Origin of the sequence: Bradyrhizobium sp. SRL28, from assembly GCF_018596315.1 — a bacterium.
Lineage (GTDB): Bacteria > Pseudomonadota > Alphaproteobacteria > Rhizobiales > Xanthobacteraceae > Bradyrhizobium.
The window spans coordinates 65,323-84,652 of the sequence record NZ_JAHEAG010000031.1 but is presented as its reverse complement, the minus strand read 5'-3'; the positions used below and the strand labels follow the sequence as shown (position 1 = coordinate 84,652).

Sequence of the window (19,330 nt, the reverse complement as noted above, 5' to 3'; positions counted from 1 at the left end):
CTGTACGTGTCGGCGCTCGATCGCCTCTGCGGAGAAATCGCGCTGGTAGACGGAATCTCCGAGGAACAGGCCCTCAAGGAACTCGAGGGCCTGTTGAAGACCGGCAAGCTCAAGCGTAGCGCCTGACTGCCTAGGTTCGGGCGACGCGTTCTGCGTGATCCCGGATCGCTGACCACGCCTGCGGGCCGCGAACCGCCGCGGCTGCCTCTAATGCCTCAAATTAGAGCTGCCCGGCAGCGAATCTATATCGAACGTCGCGGGCGGCGGGATGCCACGGTTCTTGCGATGGCGCTTCGTGGCACGTGGCATGGTCCGGCTGCTTGGCGACCCGAATGCCTCGATCCGAGTCTTTTCGTCCTTGCCGCTCATGCCTCCGCTCCATCTATGATCGGTTTGAGGCAAGGGAGCAGCGCCGTGCAGAGACGCCGTTTCAAACACATTCTCTCTTTCCCCGACCGGCTAGCCCAAGGCCGAGCGCCTTCGCGCCGAGGCCGAGAAACTGCCACGTGGGCACGAGCGGGATATGCTCTTAAGAAAAGTTCGGCAAACAGAGACGGCTGCTCACGTCAATGAGTGGCTAACGTCGCCTGGGCTTGCCGCGCCGAAGTAAACGTTGTTTGAGAGAGCGTTACTGTGGCGGACTATCGCGCATACATCATTGGACCGGATGGCCACGTGCAGAACCGCGTTGATCTGGCTTACACCGATGAGACCGAGGCCATCAGGCTCGCAAAGTTGATGGTCACGAGGTCGAGCTATGGCAACTGGATCGTAAGATCGAAACGTTCAAGCACACGTCCTAGAATTTGGGGTGAGTGCGGTGCGGGAATGGTTTTTCATCGTGGCGGTGGTAGCGGCTGGCATGATTTCCGTTGCGATGACGGTCCCTACTTCATTGGCTTTGAGCCGTTGCAGTTAGCGGGCCTAGACGATCTCGATTGCCGGTTCTTTGCCCGGTCCAGCCAGGTCAGAATTGTCCGGCGCAATCCGCCGCTCGATTACGCCGGACACGCCCAACCAAGTATTTTTGGCTCCTAAGTTACGTTGTGCGCAGACGGCCGTGGCAGATGGTGGTCTGCTATCCGCATTATTGATCCTAGAAGTATATTTGCGATCAGCCCGACATTGCGTGTCGGGTTTTTCGTTATCCTAGTACGTGCTTCCGTAATCGACACGGATCAACTTCCTTGTCTGGTTGCCCTTCGGTCTAGGAACATGGCAACTGCGGAGCCGTTCTCCCCGCATGACCGATAGTGAACTGATAGAGCAGTCCTTCGCGATTGCTTGGAGAGTCCTTGAGAAATCCGGTGAACTCAGGGACCCTAATTGGTCTGCGAATTTCCTCTTGGATGAAATCATCGGCAAGTTCAGGTCTGGAGAACGGCGCAGGCTCGTTCTTTCAAACTGCGCAATCGATGCGTACCGGCACCAACCGGTCAAACTCGTCTCATGATCGACCCCTGACTGCAAGGTCTGCCTCGGCATTGGTTAGGTGTGCGAGAACCACCCCGAGTGTGCGTGGTCCGTCCATCGCTAGCTAGCACACGACTGTCCGAGCCTGACCGAGGCAGACGTCAACCTTGTCAACGTTCTAGATGCAGATTCACGACATGCTCGGGAACAAGTGGCAATGGGGTGAGTTTTACCGATGGGCAAGCTGAGGAGAAGTAACATGCCCGTCTTATTGCTGTGGGCTGTTCGACGGCGTTGCGCGCTTCGAGCAGCGGCCTGACTGCAGCCACCAAATCGGGACGATCCTCGATCAACTCCTCGGCTCGGGCGGCGAAGACATTGAACGTGGCGCGGCCGATAACAAGACCGAGGTTCTTGAGAAGGCCGCGGACATGGTTCTCAAGATCGCGCTTGATCTTGACCAGCAGCGCCCGACTTGCCAGCAGCGCTCTGACCGAATGGCTGTCGATATCCTTGACGTGCACCTCTTTGAACCAACCGGTCTGCATGATGCGGGCGATCCCGATGGCATCGTTGCGGTCGTTCTTGTTGATCTGCATTTTGAGCACGGCTTTCATGGCGCGCGTCGATGCAGATCACCGGCAGACCAAATCGCTTGAGCTCGGTCCATAGCCACGTGGACGTCGGTCCGGTCTCGAGGCCAATGCGTGCCGCGCCCGGCGCCTTTGACCTCACGTAAACTGAGATCGCCTCAGGATCTGAATCGACAACGCCCTCACGCACGACCGATCCCGTCTGGTCCACCACGCAGATCGATGTTTGCTTCAACGACACGTCCAGTCCGACATAGTATTCCATTGCCGCTCTCCATCGTTGGGAGGCCACATCACGCTGGCCTCATACGTTCCTGGAGAGCTGATTCCTTTGCCTTTGTCTGGCTCGATCCCGGAATTACCCCATGTTGCAAAAGTCGAAAACTGAACGACGCCTAGAATCCCGCAATCGCCGATTTTTAGTCAGCTCCACGACTGCAATACTCCGTAGCGCTCACATGAAGCTCCGTGGTCGTTTTGTGTGAAACGATGTGGTCCCACATATCGCCGCGTGCGAAACGCATCAGCAGCCCTGAAACATTTTGGTGGACACCTCAAAAAGACTTTTTCAGCACTATCTGCCAAAATCGCCATTTTGGCCGGATGTCTGTTACTTCCGGTCTACCGATCAACGGACATCGCAAGGCCCGCTCTGGCATGTCTCGAAGGTACCAAAACCGGAAGTGACAAGCCTTATTCGATCACCTCGTCCGCGCGGGCGAGAAGGGACGCCGGGATTTCGACACCGAGCGATTTCGCCGTCTTGAGATTGATGACAAGCAGGTATTTGGTTGGTTGTTCAATAGGAAGCTCGGCCGGTTTGGCGCCTTTCAGAATTCGATTGACATAGTGAGCCCCACGTCGAGCCAAGACGGGAAAGTCCGGCCCGTAAGAAATCAGTCCGCCCGCTTGCGCAAAGCTGGGCTCGAAGGAGATCGACGGTAAGCCCGCCTGTGCCGCGAGATCGGGCACCCGGTTGGGCGGGAAGGCAAAGATCGCGTCAGAAAATATGTCCAAAGCCTCTGCACCCCGGGATTTGGCGGCAGCAATGGCGCCAGCCATTTCCCCCGCTTGGCGCACCTCGAAAACGTCAAGCTGAAAGCCGAGCTTAGTGGCCGCAGCGGGTGTCTCCGGAAATACCAGCCGATGGCTCTCGTTTGAAGGATTGATGAAAACTGCCACGCGCTTCGCCTGTGGCAAAACCTCTCGAAGAATTCCAAGAAACTTCCCGCCGAAATCGCTCCGATCCATCGTGGCGACACCAGTCAGGTTTCCGCCAGGACGGGCAAGGCTTGGTACAAGTCCCATACCGACCGGATCGGCGACGAAGATCACTACAATTGGTATGTCCGAGGTCGCGTCCTTTGCAGCGCGCGCTGCAAAAGGAGTGAAGGCGACAATGAGATCGGGTTTCGACCGCACGAGGTCGGCGGCGAGCGCCGGAAGCTGGTCGAGGCGATAATCCGGGTCCTTACGCTCGATAATGATGGTGGTACCCTCGACCCAGCCGAGCTTGCGAAGCTCGTCCAAAAAGGGGTTGCTATAGATGGTGTTGCATAAGGGGGCGCACAGGATTCCGACCCGCGCGACTCTCGGCGCTGGTTGGGTTGCGGCCGCCGACGCGAAGACAAGCAGCATAACAAGGACCGGCACCGTGGCGGCAAATCGTCTCATTCGAATCCCCGTGTCGTCGCACAGGAAGATTCCACGATTGCGAGGCCGAGCGCCTTGGCCCCGAGAGGTATAACTTATAACAGCTTCAGGCCGACCGGCGGATCACAATTGTCCGATTTGGATCGTCGGAAAGCGGACATTGCTTAAGACCAATGCCCGCGGCCCTCCACGCCGGCTGCCATGTCCGCTCCGTGCAACTAAGGTCGTTCAATCTTATTCGATGATCTTGTCGGCCCGGGCTATAAGATTGTCGGGAATGGTTAGGCTAAGCGTCGCGGCAGTTTTGAGATTTAAAGCAAATTCGAAAACGACCGGCTGCTCGACGGGAAGTTCAGCCGGGTTGGCTCCTTTGAAGATTTTGTCAACGTATTGGGCCACTTTGCGATAAATCGGCGTTAAATCGGGGCCGTAGCTGGCGAGTCCCCCCAAGTTAACGAAAGAGCTGAATTGATAAATTGCCGGCATTTTTGCTTTTGCGGCCAACGAAACAATCTTCGGCCGGATTGGATCGGCAAGGACAAACAGAGCGTCGCAATTTTCCTGTCTCACACCTTCAAACGCCTGCTCGAGATCGTCAGGCGTAGGAGCCACGACTCGAACGACCGCAAGGTCCAACGCTCTTGCCGCCAGTGTTGCCAACTCGTATTGCTGCGGGTGAGTCGGATTGGCGGACAAGAGCACCGCAATACGTTTGGCCGACGGCACGATTGCGTGGAGGAGTTCAACCGACTTGCCGATGGCGTCGCCAAACATATTGGCCACGCCCGTAATGTTTCCTCCGGGACGGGCTAAGCTCTTGATGAAGCCCGAGCCAACCGGATCGGTGGCAGGGGCCATTACGATGGGAATGGTTGAGGTGACATGCTGGGCTGCAGCTATGGCCGGGGTTGCGACAGCAACAATGACATCCGGGCGGCGCGCCACCATCTCGCTTACCAGCGAAGGTAAGCGTTCCGCTTTCCCCTCTGCATTCCTGCGATCAATGACAAGGTTCTTGTCCTCGACGTAGCCAAGCTCCCGCATCTCCGCACGGAAAACATCAAATAGCGCGCCGCCCGTGGGCTCAAGGTATGCGACACGCCAGACCTTGCCGATCGATTGCTGCCCAAGCGCTATGCCCGGCCCAAACGCAGCCGCATGCGCAACAAAGGCTACGAAATCCCGGCGTCGCATGGTGCCTCCGAGTGATCGCCCTCCACGGAACTGCTATTCGAGTTGCATGCGAATGCCCTTGGCCCCGTTGAGCAGCCGCCTCAGGTGAAAGCCCGCCAACGCGTCGTCGGCATGGAGTCCGACCAGCGCTGCAAACGCCGGCATCGCCGCCGCGTCTCCGGCCTCGAGCTTAGCGAAGGCCTGCGAATACTGGATCGTCGCCGCTCCGGCAAACTTGGCCTCCGGCAGCGGCTCGTAGGCACGGAGCGGCTCGCTCCGGCCACGCAGCATGAGATCGCCGATCGTCCGCCCGCGAAAATCCCTGGCCGCTTCGGCAACGACGGCGCTGACGCAAATCCGCGTGCCCAAAAACTTGTTGGCGGTCTCGAGCCTTGCTGCAGTATTGATGGTGTCGCCATAGGCTGTGTAGTCGAAGAACCGGCTGCCGCCGAAATTGCCAACCAGTGCTGGCCCGGCATGAACGCCAATTCGCGTTGCGCCGAAATTCACGCCTTTCGCCTTCCAGCGTTCGCGAAACGCCTCGGCCCAGACATCAAGCTCTTGGGCGCACGCGATCGCGCGTTTGGCGTAGTCCGGCTGGTCTCCGGGCGCATTGAACAAAACCTGGATCGCGTCGCCGATGATTTTCGTGACCGTGCCCTCATGCGCAAACACCACATCGGTCATGCCGCCGACATACTCGTTGAGCAGTTCGCCCAGCACTTCCGGGGGTACGGTTTCGACCAGCGAGGTGAATCTGGTGATGTCGGTGAAGACGGCCGCGACCTCGCGCCAGTGCACCGACATCCCGTCGGCTTCGCCCTCGCACGCGAGTCGGCTAGCGATCTGCGGCGAGAAATAGCGCGAAAGGGAGGCGTGGGCGCGTTCGGCGTCCAGCTGGCGGCGATGCGTCTCGCGCATCATCTGGACGTGGCGGATGGTCTTCTCTATCGTCAGTTCGAGATCGGTGAAATCAATTGGCTTGATCAAGAAGTCGAACGCCCCGCGATTCATCGCTGTGCGGATGTTGCTCATGTCGCCATAGGCGGAGACAATGATGGTCGATATTTTGTCGTCAGCTTCCTGCAGCTTCCGCAGCAGCGAGAGGCCGTCCATCCGCGGCATGTTGATGTCTGAAACCACCATGTCGACATGTGGATGCTGCTCGATCGAGGCCAGCGCCTCGATGCCGTCATGGGCAAAAATGAAGCTCACCATGCCATCGTGGATCTGCTTGCGGAACATCTGCAGCACCAGAGCCTCAAGATCGGGCTCGTCGTCGACAACCAGGATCGTTGCAGTCATGCGGCCTCTCCGAGCCTTGCATCGATTTGGTGACGCAGCAGCGCAAAGTCGATCGGTTTGGTCAACAGATCGACCGCACCACGCTCGATCGCTTTGCGGCGGGTCTCTGCGTCGCCATAGGCGGTGATCATGATCACAGGGACGTCGGGCCGCTCTGCGCGCACCTTCGGCAGCATTTCCAGGCCGCTCATGCCCGGCATATTGATATCAGACAGGATCAGGATGAGCGAGGGTTCGCGGACTTCGGCAGCCCGCGCCAGCGCCGCCGGCGCCGACGGGACGAACTCCATCATGAAGCGACCGGACTTGAGATCGCGCCGAAATTGCTGACGGAACAAGGCTTCGACATCTGGCTCGTCATCGACCACAAGGATGTAAACGCTCAATTCTTGCCTCCAGCGCTTCCGTGTGCTGCCGCGGTTCGCGGCAAGGTAATGATGAATTCGGTAAATACGCCCGGTTCGGTAGCGACGTCGATCTTGCCGCCGTGCTGTTTGACCACGATGTCGTGGCTCATCGACAAGCCGAGCCCGGTGCCTTGGCCAGCCGGCTTAGTGGTGAAGAACGGATTGAAGATTTTCTCTCGCACTTCCCGCGTAATACCCGTTCCGTTGTCGCGGATCCGGATTTCGACCTTGTTACCCAGGCTCTTCGTCGTTGCCTTCAGTGTCGGTTCGAACGTTCCGTCGCCCGCGTCCTTGCGCTTGGTCGCCGCATAGAAGCCGTTCGAAATCAGATTGAGGAAAACACGTGTGATCTCCTGCGGATAAAGGTCGATCATACCGGCATTGGGGTCTAAATCGCGCTCGAGCTTGATATTGAAGCCAGTTTTCTCTGCGCGTGCACCGTGGTAGGCGAGGTTGAGACTTTCCTCGACAATCGCGTTGATGTCGGCCGGCCGGTGCTCGCCGGATCCCTCGCGTGAATGCAGGAGCATGTTCCTCACAATCGAATCGGCGCGCTTGCCGTGCTGCACCACCTTTTCAAGGTTGCCTTTCAGCGTCCGAGTGAGCTCATCGATCTCTTCGCGCGCTTTGGCATCGAGCGAGCTGTCCTTGAGCACTTCGTCCAGTTCGTCGATCAATTCCGACGACAGCGATGAGAAATTGTTGACGAAGTTGAGCGGATTCTTGATCTCGTGCGCAATGCCGGCGGTGAGCTGCCCGAGCGACGCAAGTTTCTCCGTCTGTATCAGGCGGTCCTGCGCAGCGCGCAATTCGTCGAGGGACGCGCTCAAATCTTTGGTGCGTTCGCGCAGTTCCTTGAGTAGCCGCGTATTCTCGATAGCGATGACTGCTTGTTTGGAAAAATTTTCAACGAGCTCGACTTGCTTTTCGCTAAAAGGACGCACCTCTTGCCGATAGATCGCAATTGTGCCGATTAAGTCGTCTTCCTTGAGCAGCGGCACAATGACAATGGTCCGGGCGCCCGCAAGGTCGGACATCGCAACAACAGCTGGGTGGCCCTCGAGATAGGGCGGCTGCGTCCGCAGATCATCGATTTGGATCGACCGACGGGTTCTGATAATTGTGCCAAGGCCGCTTTTCGGGTGCGGACGGATTGGCCGGTCCGCCTGTGCGACATATGCGTCCGGTACATTGTAGAGCGCAACGTTGCGGAAGCTGTCTCCGTCATAAAGATTCATCGTGCCAAAATTGGCGCCGCAGATATGCGTAGCGTTTTCGAGCATCTTCCGGAAAACCGGATCCAGATCGCCCGGGGAACCGCTGATGATCTCAAGGACCTCCGACGTAGCCGTCTGCTGTTCAAGAGATTCACTAAGCTCGGCAGTCCGCGATTGAACCTTTCTCTCCAGGTCCGCGTAGGATTCCTGCAGGCGAGCACCCATCTCATTGAACTGATTGGCGAGTTCTTCGAGCTCATCACCGGTTTTGATCGAGATGCGCTGGACGAAATCGCCGCCGCCGATCCGCTCGGCGCCCGCCCGCAACGACTGGATCGGGCCGACCATGCGTCGCGCCAGAAATATCCCGGCGAGCACCGCGAAGATCGAGGCCGCCAGCAGCACGATCGCTAGCCGCTGCAGCGCCTGGTACAAGGACGCATAGGCTTCCTCGGCCGGCAGCTCGACGAACATTGTCCAGCCCAGCGGCGCGATTGGCGCCGATGCTGTCAAGACCTCCTGGCCCTGGAGGTTCAGCGTGCCCTGCAGCGGATCGCTTCGATTGCGCGCGGCCTGCATCTGCACAAGGTCCGACATGTCCGTGTTGCGCAGCACCAGGCTGATGTCAGGATGGGCGATCAGGCGGCCCTCCGAACCCACGACATAGGCGCGACCGCGTTCGCCGACCTTGATCTGCGAGACCACGTCCCAAATTAGCTTCAGATTGACCTCCGCGATGCTGACACCGGCGTCCTTGCGGGTGCCTGCCAAGGACAGTGTCATGTATGGCTCGGACTCCCGGCGAAAATAGACCGGGCCGTAATAGACCTTGTTGGCGACGGCCTCTGTGAACTTCGGCTCCTTGGAGAGGTCGAGTCCGCTATCCACGACATCCATGGCCAGGCGCGACACCCGCAATCGCTCCTTGCCGGTAGAGTCGATCTGCGACAGCTCGGTGATGGCGGGGACCTGGCGCAACAGCCGGAGCGCGTCGAAGCGGCGGTCTTGGAGCGATCCGGCGGACCATGGCAGCTGGGTGGTCCAGCCCAGCTGGCTCTCGATCCCCTTGATAAATTGGCTGATCTTGGCGGCGGCCGCTTCCGCTTGCTCGTGTTGGATTCGGATCAGGGCTGCCTTGTGCTCGCGGTAGTAGAAGAAAACCTCGAAGATGCCGTTGGAGAGTAATGCAACGCTCACCACCGCGACGAACAGCGCGACATATTTGGTGAAGAGACGGCTTCGGATATTGGCAGTTGTCGGTCCCGGCGCGGACGGTGCGGTCGCAACAGGCGATACCCCCAACGATCGGTTCTCGACCCTCTGATGGAGCGAAATGCTCATGGCGAGTAACTTTGAGCCAATAGCGCAAGTACTAAGCTCATTCGATGACCTTGCGGTTGTTCAACCGGCATGTCAGCGGTGGTTCGCGCCCTTTAATATCCTATCCACATACTGCGCTGAGCGGCTGAACGTGATCGGTAAAGCTTGCACCGTAACTCGCCAACCTTGACAGGTCGTCCGCTGGAATCAACATGACAGCAAGGCTGACCGAAATTGCGCGTCTCATCGGACTCAAAATCGAGAAGCGTGGTGCAATCCAGCATGGCGATCTACCACTCGACTGATCGCGTTGGCCAAGCCGCGAGACGCGTCTCAATCCTCTCGCATACATAATGCAGCTTTTCGCTCTTGCGCTCTCGAAGAAGTAGCCGTCATCAGGGGAACTCGCGGCGCGTCCCAGCTAGGGCCGTTTACCTCCCATAAGCGGACTCATGCACCGCAGCAAATCGCGCCTTCACTCGATCACCTCGTCGGCGATAGCGAGCAGCGACGGCGGCACTTCGAGGCCGAGCGCCTTGGCAGTCTTGAGGTTGATTACCAGTTCGAACTTGGTCGGCTGTACGACCGGGAGGTCGGCGGGCTTCTCGCCTTTGAGAATCCGGCCGGTGTAAACACCGACCAGCCGGTACGCATCCACAAGGCTAGTTCCATAGCTGACGAGGCCGCCAGCCTTGGCGGCATCGCGAAACTCGTAGATCGCGGGAATGGCATGGCGTGCCGCCAGCGCCACTATTTGATTTCGCCGGGTATTGAAAAAGGGGCCCGGGCCAACGAGGAGCGCTCCGGCTCGCACCTGCATAATGGTCGCAAAGGCTGCGTCAATGTCGCTCTCGCTGCTAGTCTTAAGCACCAGGAGTTGTCGCCCGAAAATGCGAGCCGCCGTCTCCACTTCGGCTACCGCGGCCTCAGTTGGGGGGAAATTTGGGTCAACTAGGTTGGCGATGACCATGGTTGGCGGGATTAACTCGTGGAGTATTCCCAGGCGCTTCGCCTGCATCTCAACGCTGAACATATTCACGCCGGTTAGATTGCCCCCCGGGCGACCTAAGCTGGCGACGAAGCCTGCTTTCACCGGATCGCTACCGACAATAAAGACAATCGGAATCTTAGAGGTCGCGGCCTTGGCCGCAAACACGTCCCGTTCTCCGCCGCACGTCGTGATCACAGACACCTGACGGCGCGCCAGATCGACCGCAAGGGCGGGCAGTAGATTGCTTTGGTCGTCTGCCCAGCGATAGTCGATTTCGATGTGTTGGCCCTCAATATGACCGGTTTCCTTCAGGCCCTGATGGAACGCGGCGATAAAGTGAGCCCGCATCCCAGCTGACCCGCCATGGAGAAAACCAACCACCGGCATGGCCGGCTGCTGCGCGCGCGCCGCTAACGGCCAAGCGACCGCGCCGCCGAGAAGCGTGATGAACTCGCGTCGCTTCATGTCGAGCATCGTGGCTTCCTCCAGCCCTGGAGTAACCACCAGCAACCACCGTGCAGTCGGTTTGCCAAATGGTCAGCCTCTCACAGACCGGCCGGCAAGTCCTCGGGCAGACCTGAATTGTTCTAATCGAGGTGAACTGCTGCCCTATTTCACTTTACGATTATTCGATCCCTCTGCCCAGGGTCGGGTCCGCTCAGGGTCAATCGCGTCGTCTTGGTCACGGATCAATCACTTCCGGTCTACCCCAATAAACATACAATTCTCAGCGTCTGCCGGACCGTCTCAAACGTGCCATAACCGGACCTTGGCTTGTTCACTCAATTACCTTATCGGCACTCGCGAGGAGCGCGGGCGGTACGGAAAGCCCCAGCTGCTTGGCTGTCGTGATGTTGATGGACAACTCGAATTTGGTTACTTGGTAGATCGGGATGTCTCCGGGCTTTGCTCCTCGGAGAATTGCGCCGATATTGTTGCCGACGCGCTTATACAATTCGATTAGGTCGAAGGAGTAGGCCATTAAGCTCCCGGCCTCGACGGCTTCAACATTATGAAAAATCGCCGGAAGCTTCGCGTCGCCGACCAACTTAGCGATCAAAGTGCTGTTTTGAAAAACCTCAGGCGAATCGAGAACCATGACCGCATTTGCACCGTCGCGGGAGATGCTCTCGACCGCCGCCCGATAGTCTGCTTCGCTGGAACCAATTTCCAGTAAAGACACCGCGAGGGGGAGGCCTGCCGTTTCGGCCGCTGCGCGGAAAGCGCCTGCGCTCGACCCATTCCATCCCAATCGAAGCGCGAGACAGCCAAGTTTCGACATCGTCGGGACCATCTCGAGCAACAGTGCAATCCGTTTTCCATGAATGGACAGACCGGCGTCGATGCTGACGCCCGTGAAATTGCCGCCCGGGTGAGCCAGACTTTCGGCGAGCCCTTGCTTAACGGGGTCGCTAGTTATCACTACGATCGGAATACGCGATGTTAGCTTTTTGAAGATGACTGCGCCAGGGCCAACGACAAAGATGACATCCGGGCTGCTCCGAACGATTTCCGTCGCCAGGGCTTCGGGGCCGGACGTGTTTTGCTCTCGACCGTAACTTTCAACCTTGAGGTTTTGTCCCTCGATCTGCCCCAATCGCCGAAGCTCGGCGAATGAAGCTCGAGAAAATTTGCTGCCATGCTCATGCAAGTCCGCGCTTGGCTCTGATGGGCTGAAGATAGCAAGACGCTTGCTATTGGTGCTCTGCTGTGCCGCCACAGCGAGCGGCCATGCGACCGCACCACACACGATACTGAGAAAAGCCCGCCGCCTCATGTCCGCTCCGAGCTTAGGTCAAGGCAACTTACTGGCTTGCGAGCCGCATTCTACTCCTTCTGACCGCCATCAGTGAGGACGATCTCAGCCCCGTGGCGTTGTGTCCGGCCTGGGTTGTCATTCCACCGAACGTCGCGCTCCAATCAAAAAACCATCCGACGCCCCTCCTTTAAAGGAATCCAATGTCCGCTCTGAGCGACGCTTTGGCGCGCCCGAGTTTCGTGCCAAAGGCAGAAGTGACACCGACTCGCGATCATCATTGGCGTCGCAAACGGCAATTGCACTGAACCGCGAGCGCGGTAGGAAGTCCGCGAATTGGCAAGTAACGCTTCATTCGATTACCTCATCGGCGCGCAGGAGAAATGATTCAGGGAGGTCCAATCCGATCGCCTTCGCGGTCTTGAGATTGACCGTCAGAAAAAACCGGGTGGGTTGCTCGATAGGCAAATCGGCGGGCTTGGCTCCCTTGAAAATCTTGTCGACGAGAACTGCCGACCGCCGGAGGAAATATTTGATATCCTGGCCATAACTGAGAGTTCCGCCATCGACCACGTATTCACGGTTGGCAAACATCGTCGGCAGCCGGTCCTTCATCGCGAGCTCCGCAATGCGCCTGCGATGCAACGCGAAGACGGCATCAGGGATGACGATAGCCGCCTGGACGCGCTCCTGGGAAAACTTGACGAATGCGGCATCGATCTCGTCTGCGTTGCGCGCGTTCGCCTGCCAGAGTTCAATAGCGGCTTGCCGGGCCGCTGCCCGAGCGGTGACTAGGTTCCGCACAGTCGGGCTATCCGGGTTGACAAGAATACCGACACGCGAAAGCTTAGGCAGAATCTCCGACAACAGTTCAATCTGCTTTGCGATCGTAATCTCATCTGACGTCGCGAGGCCGGTGATATTGCCGCCCGGCCTCGCAAGGCTCGAGACGAAGCCGTTACCGACCGGATCGCTTACGACAGCCATGATAATCGGTATGGTGCTCGTTGCCTTCCGCATCGCGGAAATGGCCGCAGGCGTGCCCAATACCACAACGTCAACGTTCAAACGAACCAGTTCGGCGGCAAGATCGGGAAATCTGTCGTAATGCCCTTCGGCATAGCGATACTCGACGATGTAGTCGCGCCCCTCAATGTATCCCAGCTCGCGTAGACCCTCGATGAGCCCGACGCTGACCCGCGACGTCCCCGCCTGCGTTCCGCCGATTAAGTGGCCGATACGCCGAAGTTTTTGCCCACCTTGCTGCGCCCGCGCCGCGAACGGCCAGGCTGCTGCCGTGGTAGCGATTGCTGTTATGAACTCACGTCTTCGCATCTTCGCCCCCTAAGCTCTGGACGAAGTCATCGTATCGGCTCAAATGAGCAGCTTGATATGGGTGGAATCAGCTTTGATCCAAGGTCCGCGGGGCGCGGCCCGATGTCTCAGTTGGGTCCATTTCCAGACTTCGGCGCAGTCCTAGGTGATGTCCGCTCTATCCCCCCGGTGAACGGACATCGTCAGGCTGGCTCGGCATGTGCCAAAACCGGAAGTGACAAGCCTTATTCGATCACCTCGTCAGCACTGGCGAGAACGGACGCCGGAATCTCGATACCGAGCAGTTTCGCTGTCTTGAGATTAATGAGAAGCAGGAATTTGGTGGGCTGCTCAATCGGAAGCTCGGCCGGTTTAGCGCCTTTGAGAATTCGATCGACATAGTGGGCGCCGCGCCGCGCCAAGGCGGCGTAGTCAGGGCCGAAAGAAATTAATCCACCGGCTTCCACCCTCTCTCGGGAGCCCGCCAAGTAGATCGACGGCAGCCTAGCTTGCGCCGCAAGTTCGGACACGCGGCTCGTTGGGGAGTTAAGCATCGGGTCACCCGCTATGTATAAAGCTTCCGCCCCTCGGGCTTTAGCGGCGGCAATTGCGCCAGGAATTTCCTCAGCTTCACGTATCTCGATAATGTCGAGCTGGAAGCCGAGCTTGTCGGCGGCAGGTAGGTGTTCCCTTGGGAAAGTCTGCCGATGGATGTCGTTTGAAGGATTGATGAAAGCTGCCACGCGCTTCGCTTGTGGCAAGAGCTCCCGAAGAAAGCCAAGGGCCTTCCCGCCGAAACCGCCCGGAACCAGCGTGGCGACACCAGTCAGATTTCCGCCAGGGCGAGCCAGGCTTGACGCAAGTCCCAAACCGACCGGATCGGCGACGAAGAGCATCACAATTGGTATCTCGGAGGTCGCGTTCTTAGCGGCGCGCACGGGCTGAGGAGCGAAGGCGACCAAGAGATCGGGTTTCGATCGCACAAGATCGGCGGCAAGCGCCGGTAGCTGATCGAAGCGACCACCCGCACCCTTACGCTCGATGACGATGGTGCTACCCTCGACCCAGCCGAGCTTACGAAGCTCGTCCGAAAAAGCGTCATTAATGTTGCCGCTGCACGAGTGGGTGCACAGCATTCCGAAACGCGGCACCCTCGGCGCTGCTTGGGTTTCGGCAGCCGACGCGAAAACAAGCAGTACAACTAGAAGGACCAGCAACGTAGCGGCAGATCGTCTCATTCGATCACCGTGTCTTCGCACAGGAAGATGACGCGATCGCGAGGCCGAGCGCCTTGGCCCCGGGAAGTCTAAATGATAGCAGCTTCAGGCCGGCCGGCGGATCACAATTGTCCGTTTTGGGTCGTCATCAACGGACCTGACAACCCCGAGATTTTACTTCCGGTCTTCCCCCGAAAGCGGACTCAAATCGGACATTGGGGTCATGTCCGAGACGTGGCCAACACCGGACCTTTGTTTGTTCACTCAATTACCGTATCGGCACTCGCGACGAGCGCGGGAGGTACGGAAAGCCCCAGCTGCTTGGCTGTCTTGAGGTTGATGGACAACTCGAGTTTGGTTACTTGGTAGATCGGGATGTCGCCGGGCTTTGCTCCTCGGAGAATTGCATCGATATTATTGGCGGCGCGCTTATTCAATTCGATCAGGTCGAAGGAATAGGCCATTAAGCCCCCGGCCTCGACGGATTCGGTAAACGAAAAAATCGCCGGAAGCTTCGCGTCACCGAGCAACTTGGCGATCAAAGTGCTGTTTTGAAATGTCTCAGGCGAAGGGACGACCATGACCGCATTTGCACCGTCGCGGGAGATGCTCTCGACTGCCGCCCGATAGTCTGCTTCGCTGGCACCAAATTCCACTAAAGACACCGCGAGCGGGAGGCCTGCCGCTTCGGCCGCTGCGCGGATTACGGGGCCTGCGGTTGGCCCATTCCAGTGCGATCGAAGAGCGAGACAGCCAAGTTTTGACATCGTTGGAACCATCTCGCGCAACAGTGCAATCCGTTTTCCAGAAATGGATGGACCGGCGTCGACGCTCACTCCCGTGAAATTGCCGCCCGGGTGAGCCAGACTTTCGGCGAGCCCCCACTTAACGGGGTCGCCAGTTATCACTACGATCGGAATACGCGATGTCAGATTTTTGAAGATGACTGCGTCAGGGCCAATGACGTAGATGACATCCGGGTTGCTCCGAACGACTTCCGTCGCCAGGGTTTCGGGGCCGGACGTGTTCTGCTCTCGGCCGTAACGTTCGACCTTGAGGTTTTGTCCCTCGATCTGCCCGAACCGCCGAAGCTCAGCGAATAAGGCTCGCCAAGCTTTGGTTTTGCTATGCTCATGCAAGTCCGCGCTTGGCTCTGCTGGGCTGAAGATAGCAAGACGCTTGCGATTGGTGCTCTGCTGTGCCGCCGCTGCGAGCGGCCATGTCACCGCGCCACACACGATACTGAGAAAAGCCCGCCGCCTCATGGTTTGTGCCCTCCGAATAGGAGCAAGCTCAGTCGACCATCTCGTCAGCGCGGGTTAGCAGCGCCGCCGGCAGGATGAGGCCGAGCGTTTTTGCGGTCTTCAGGTTGATCAGGAGTTCGAATTTGGTGGGCTGATAAATCGGGATGTCGCCGGGTTTGGCTCCCTTAAGGATTTGATGCACGTCATTGGCCATGCGCCTGAGTAGCTCAGCGAGATCGACCGTATAGGCCATTAGTCCACCGGCTTCGACGTAATCGCGGTAGGGACACATCGTCGGCAAGCGGTTCTTCTCGGCGAGTTCGACGATAAGCTGCCGGTGAGCGTAAAGATCTCCTTCACCACTGACCAATACTGCATCCGGCCGTTGCTGCGCCATCGTTGCAAAGACACGCTCGATCTCCGAGGTCGTCCCCATGTTCGGGAGCATCGAAATCAGCGAAATTCCCAATTGGCTGCCGATATCCCGCAAGGCTTGCCCAAAAGAACCCTCCCACCCGTCGCGCATACCCAGAAATGCAGCCTTGGCTGTCGAAGGGACAGCTTCTCTCAACAACTCCAGGCGCTTCCCCCAGATCTCGATCCCGGCATCGAGAGTGATTCCGGTAAGGTTGCCACCGGGTCGGGCCAGGCTGGCAACCAGCCCCGCTTTCAGTGGATCTAGCATGAACGCAACAACCGGTATTGCGCTGGTTGCGGCCCTGAAAGCGATCACGACGGGGTTTGTTCCGGTGACGATCAAATCCGGATTGCGGCTCACGATCTCCCGGGCCAAATCGGCATAACGCTCATGATGCCCCTCAGCGGAATAGCGTTCGACGATCAGATTTTGTCCTTCGACATAACCCAGGCGGCGCAGCTCTCCGAAAAACGCGCGCCATGCGCTCCCCCCACCGGTTTCGGTAAGAAGGGCAACGGGGATTGCCGGATGAAAAATCGCTATCCGGGGCTGCGTCGCTCGCTGCTGCGCCCGCGACGGCCGCGTCGCAGCGGCAAGCAACAGACCGGCTGTGAATTCCCGCCGCCTCATTGCACTAGGCCTCTGAACGCCTGAGCAATATTGGATCATATCAGGTTACGGCCGGGTGGCGCACAGAAAATAGCGGCAGCCGGCCTCAGCCGCTGAATCCGGCCCCGATGTGCGAGTTACGTCAATCTCGTCGTTCTAACCGCGCAGCGAGGGGTTCCGATCTTCCCCTGATGAGCCGACATCCTCAGTTTCATCGCCCAGGTCCGAAAAGTGCCAGAGGCGGACGTGCTCACAACCGACGAGGCCCAGCACTTCGTCGACAGGCCGTCCCTGCTCTTAATCGATGACCTCGTTCGCCGATACCAAAAGTGCTTGCGGCACGATCAGCCCCAGCGCCCTCGCGGTCTGAAGGTTGACGACGAGATCTATATTGTCTGATTGCTCGACGGGAATATCGGCCGGACTCGTTCCCTTGAAAATCTTGTCGACGGATATCGCGGCATACCGCCAAGTTTTCGTTGCGTTCGGACCGTACGACAAGAAACCACCAGCCCGAGCGAAGTCGGTAAAACCGGAAATTGTAGGAATTTTTTGCTCTGCCGTCATCCGTGCGAATTCGGCAAGATGGACAAAGAATTTGGGCGACGGGAACAGGATGAGTGCCTCGATCCGCGCGCCACTCGCCGCCCGGAGTGCGTCGGGGAGATCGTCAGGCCCATTCACCGCAATAGCGTAGTGCTGCAACCCGAGTGATGGCAGCGCCGTCTGCATCGCCTGGAAGCTTGGTTCGAGCGCTTGCCTTAGGCGCGCATCCCACAATACGCCCACGCGCGATACGCTCGGCACCGCCTCTTTCAGCAAGGCCAGCTGTTTCGGAATCAGATCAGCATAGCGATCAACTAATCCGGTGACGTTGCCGCCAGGCCGAGAGAGGCTGGAAACGAGGCCGTGCTGAACCGGGTCTTCGCCAAGGCCTACGAATATAATCGGGATCGTCGTGGTCGCGTTTTTTGCAGCCAAGGCTCCGGGCAACCCCCCACCGGCTATGATGACGTCGACCTTGGCCCGGACAAGATCGGCGGCAAGGTCGGTGAACTTCTCATATCTTCCTTCTGCCGAGCGGTACACGAAGGTGATGTTCCTGCCTTCGACATAGCCGCGTTCGCGCAGAGCCTGGCGAATAGGTGCGTGCCTCGACGGGGCCTCCTGATCACTGCACCCACCGCACAGGATGCCGACGCGATAGGTCTTTTCCGCCTGCTGCCCCGCCACGGGTTGCGCGGCTACGAGGCTGCCGAATGCAATGCTTAGCGCAGCAAGCCAACACCCAAAACCCTGCTTCATCGCGTCCTCCGCATATTCGTGGATCGCTGCGAATGATCTCGAATGCGTACAGTACCGCGGCGGACATAGTACGCCCCATCATGTGATGACGACAAGGTTGAAGCGTCGATTAAGCACCAGCGAGCATCGTGGGGTTGCCTAGCTCCATCGCGCGTATGGGGAGGCGCGGATCCGGCGCTCGGTCCGCTCAGGGTCAAAAGCACCGTTTTGGAAGTGGGCCGGTCACGTCCGGTCTACCCCGATAATCGGACGTCCTTGGTGTCGGCCGCCACTTAGCAAAAGTGCCAATACCTGATTCAGCGTTAGGACGGCGGGCGCTCCCCGGACACACGGGAACTGTGCTAATCTGCATCAATGCCGAGCCCGAAGCGGTCGAGCATGATCAGGCGACGAGTCTTCCTGACGCTTGTCGGTGGCGCAGCCGCCGGGTGGCCGTTTGCGGTGCGCGCGCAGCCGACGTTGCCGGTGATCGGGTATTTGAGCAGTACATCGTCCGACCCGTACGTGCCCTTCGTGGCCGCATTCCACCAGGGCCTGAAAGAAACCGGCTTTGTCGCAGGCCAGAACGTAACGATCGAGTACCGCTGGGCGGAGGGTCAATTTGATCGGTTGCCAGCGCTGGCGGCCGACCTTGTTCGCCGTCAAGTAACCATTATCGCGGTTGGCGGCGGCGGGGTCACCGCACTCGCCGCAAAGGACGCGACTTCAACGATTCCGATCGTGTTCGCGTTCGGCAGCGACCCGGTAAAGCTTGGCCTTGTCGCCAGCCTCAACCGTCCGGGCGGAAACATCACTGGCGTGAGCACAATTGCAGTGGAGCTCGGGCAGAAGCGCCTGCAATTGCTGCGCGACTTGTTGCCCAAGGCGGTTGCGATCGGCTTTCTCATGAACCCGGGCAGTCCGAATACTGCGTTCGATTTGCCGGACATGCAGGTAGCAGCGCGCGGACTTGGACAGCAACTAATTGTCGTGAACGCCCGCGATGAACGCGAAATCGACACGGCTTTTTCGGACCTCGTGCAGCAGCGCGCCGCTGCACTCGTTGTTCAACCCGAACCATTCTTGTTCAGCCGACGCAATCAACTGATCTTGCTGGCCGCGCGCTATGCCATTCCCGCGCTCTACTTTGATCGTGCATTTCCGACAGCGGGTGGCCTAATGAGCTATGGGCCCGACTTCAGGGAGGTGAACCGCCAGGCAGGCATCTACACGGGCCGCATTCTCAAGGGCGCCAAGCCTGCCGACCTGCCGGTGATCCAGTCGATCAAATTCGAGCTGGTGATCAATCTTGGTGTCGCCAAGGCGCTCGGCCTCGAGTTGCCGGCGACACTCCTCACGCTCGCTAACGAGGTGGTCGAATAAGGGGCCGCTCCACGACCGCTATGGGTCGATCAC

15 protein-coding genes are annotated in these 19,330 nt (G+C 58.6%); 2 read left to right on the top strand and 13 right to left on the bottom strand.

The genetic code is table 11. The annotated features are described in order from the left end of the window. The first annotated feature begins 633 nt into the window (after nucleotides 1-633). Nucleotides 634-1,038, top strand: coding sequence for a hypothetical protein (locus KIP88_RS35495; RefSeq protein ID WP_214492833.1), 405 nt, complete (start codon nucleotides 634-636; stop codon nucleotides 1,036-1,038). A gap of 545 nt (nucleotides 1,039-1,583) precedes the next feature. Here KIP88_RS35495 and KIP88_RS35490 read toward each other — a convergent pair. From KIP88_RS35490 to KIP88_RS35430, 13 genes are all read right to left on the bottom strand, one after another. After that, entirely contained in the window at nucleotides 1,584-2,030 is a 447-nt protein-coding gene (locus KIP88_RS35490) for a hypothetical protein (RefSeq protein WP_214492823.1), read from the bottom strand. A 669-nt stretch (nucleotides 2,031-2,699) separates the two neighbouring features. Then, entirely contained in the window at nucleotides 2,700-3,680 is a 981-nt protein-coding gene (locus KIP88_RS35485; protein WP_214492822.1) for an ABC transporter substrate-binding protein, read from the bottom strand. 213 nt (nucleotides 3,681-3,893) lie between these two features. Beyond that, nucleotides 3,894-4,853, bottom strand: a complete 960-nt coding sequence (locus tag KIP88_RS35480) for an ABC transporter substrate-binding protein (RefSeq protein ID WP_214492821.1) — start codon at nucleotides 4,851-4,853, stop codon at nucleotides 3,894-3,896. A 33-nt stretch (nucleotides 4,854-4,886) separates the two neighbouring features. Further along, nucleotides 4,887-6,137 carry an adenylate/guanylate cyclase domain-containing protein gene (locus tag KIP88_RS35475; protein ID WP_214492820.1) on the bottom strand — a complete coding sequence of 417 codons (1,251 nt, stop codon included), beginning with the start codon at nucleotides 6,135-6,137 and terminating at the stop codon, nucleotides 4,887-4,889. Then, nucleotides 6,134-6,523, bottom strand: coding sequence for a response regulator (locus KIP88_RS35470; RefSeq protein ID WP_214492819.1), 390 nt, complete (start codon nucleotides 6,521-6,523; stop codon nucleotides 6,134-6,136). Before KIP88_RS35470 ends, KIP88_RS35475 begins: the two co-directional genes overlap by 4 nt. Further along, the gene (locus KIP88_RS35465; protein WP_214492818.1) at nucleotides 6,520-9,102 is read right to left on the bottom strand and encodes an ATP-binding protein; all 2,583 of its coding nucleotides are present in this window, start codon (nucleotides 9,100-9,102) and stop codon (nucleotides 6,520-6,522) included. The genes KIP88_RS35470 and KIP88_RS35465 overlap by 4 nt, the downstream gene beginning before the upstream one ends. 454 nt (nucleotides 9,103-9,556) lie before the next feature. Further along, nucleotides 9,557-10,546, bottom strand: a complete 990-nt coding sequence (locus KIP88_RS35460) for an ABC transporter substrate-binding protein (protein ID WP_214492817.1) — start codon at nucleotides 10,544-10,546, stop codon at nucleotides 9,557-9,559. Between the two features lie 304 nt (nucleotides 10,547-10,850). Beyond that, on the bottom strand, nucleotides 10,851-11,849 hold the full coding sequence (locus KIP88_RS35455; RefSeq protein WP_214492816.1) for an ABC transporter substrate-binding protein: 999 nt from the start codon (nucleotides 11,847-11,849) through the stop codon (nucleotides 10,851-10,853). A 330-nt stretch (nucleotides 11,850-12,179) separates the two neighbouring features. Continuing rightward, a complete protein-coding gene (locus tag KIP88_RS35450) occupies nucleotides 12,180-13,163 on the bottom strand; it encodes an ABC transporter substrate-binding protein (RefSeq protein ID WP_214492815.1) in 984 nt (327 codons plus the stop codon). Nucleotides 13,164-13,387: 224 nt separating this feature from the next. Further along, nucleotides 13,388-14,380 (bottom strand): ABC transporter substrate-binding protein, encoded by a 993-nt coding sequence (locus tag KIP88_RS35445; protein ID WP_214492814.1) that lies wholly within the window; start codon nucleotides 14,378-14,380, stop codon nucleotides 13,388-13,390. Nucleotides 14,381-14,619: 239 nt separating this feature from the next. Then, complete coding sequence (locus KIP88_RS35440; protein WP_214492813.1) at nucleotides 14,620-15,624, bottom strand: ABC transporter substrate-binding protein; 1,005 nt, start codon at nucleotides 15,622-15,624, stop codon at nucleotides 14,620-14,622. 28 nt (nucleotides 15,625-15,652) lie between these two features. Next, a complete protein-coding gene (locus tag KIP88_RS35435; RefSeq protein WP_214492812.1) occupies nucleotides 15,653-16,651 on the bottom strand; it encodes an ABC transporter substrate-binding protein in 999 nt (332 codons plus the stop codon). A gap of 276 nt (nucleotides 16,652-16,927) precedes the next feature. After that, nucleotides 16,928-17,935: an ABC transporter substrate-binding protein gene (locus KIP88_RS35430; protein WP_214492811.1), complete on the bottom strand. Its 1,008-nt coding sequence runs from the start codon at nucleotides 17,933-17,935 to the stop codon at nucleotides 16,928-16,930. Between the two features lie 441 nt (nucleotides 17,936-18,376). Here KIP88_RS35430 and KIP88_RS35425 point away from each other — a divergent pair, with 441 nt between their 5' ends. After that, on the top strand, nucleotides 18,377-19,297 hold the full coding sequence (locus tag KIP88_RS35425) for an ABC transporter substrate-binding protein (protein ID WP_308163710.1): 921 nt from the start codon (nucleotides 18,377-18,379) through the stop codon (nucleotides 19,295-19,297). The last annotated feature ends 33 nt before the right edge of the window (nucleotides 19,298-19,330 follow it).

Coding starts and splice junctions, on each gene's coding strand:
- KIP88_RS35490 (WP_214492823.1), bottom strand. CDS start 2,030: ATGAAAGCCGTGCTCAAAATGCAGATCAACAAGAACGACCGCAACGAT.
- KIP88_RS35485 (WP_214492822.1), bottom strand. CDS start 3,680: ATGAGACGATTTGCCGCCACGGTGCCGGTCCTTGTTATGCTGCTTGTC.
- KIP88_RS35480 (WP_214492821.1), bottom strand. CDS start 4,853: ATGCGACGCCGGGATTTCGTAGCCTTTGTTGCGCATGCGGCTGCGTTT.
- KIP88_RS35475 (WP_214492820.1), bottom strand. CDS start 6,137: ATGACTGCAACGATCCTGGTTGTCGACGACGAGCCCGATCTTGAGGCT.
- KIP88_RS35465 (WP_214492818.1), bottom strand. CDS start 9,102: ATGAGCATTTCGCTCCATCAGAGGGTCGAGAACCGATCGTTGGGGGTA.
- KIP88_RS35460 (WP_214492817.1), bottom strand. CDS start 10,546: ATGCTCGACATGAAGCGACGCGAGTTCATCACGCTTCTCGGCGGCGCG.
- KIP88_RS35455 (WP_214492816.1), bottom strand. CDS start 11,849: ATGAGGCGGCGGGCTTTTCTCAGTATCGTGTGTGGTGCGGTCGCATGG.
- KIP88_RS35450 (WP_214492815.1), bottom strand. CDS start 13,163: ATGCGAAGACGTGAGTTCATAACAGCAATCGCTACCACGGCAGCAGCC.
- KIP88_RS35445 (WP_214492814.1), bottom strand. CDS start 14,380: ATGAGACGATCTGCCGCTACGTTGCTGGTCCTTCTAGTTGTACTGCTT.
- KIP88_RS35440 (WP_214492813.1), bottom strand. CDS start 15,624: ATGAGGCGGCGGGCTTTTCTCAGTATCGTGTGTGGCGCGGTGACATGG.
- KIP88_RS35435 (WP_214492812.1), bottom strand. CDS start 16,651: ATGAGGCGGCGGGAATTCACAGCCGGTCTGTTGCTTGCCGCTGCGACG.
- KIP88_RS35430 (WP_214492811.1), bottom strand. CDS start 17,935: ATGAAGCAGGGTTTTGGGTGTTGGCTTGCTGCGCTAAGCATTGCATTC.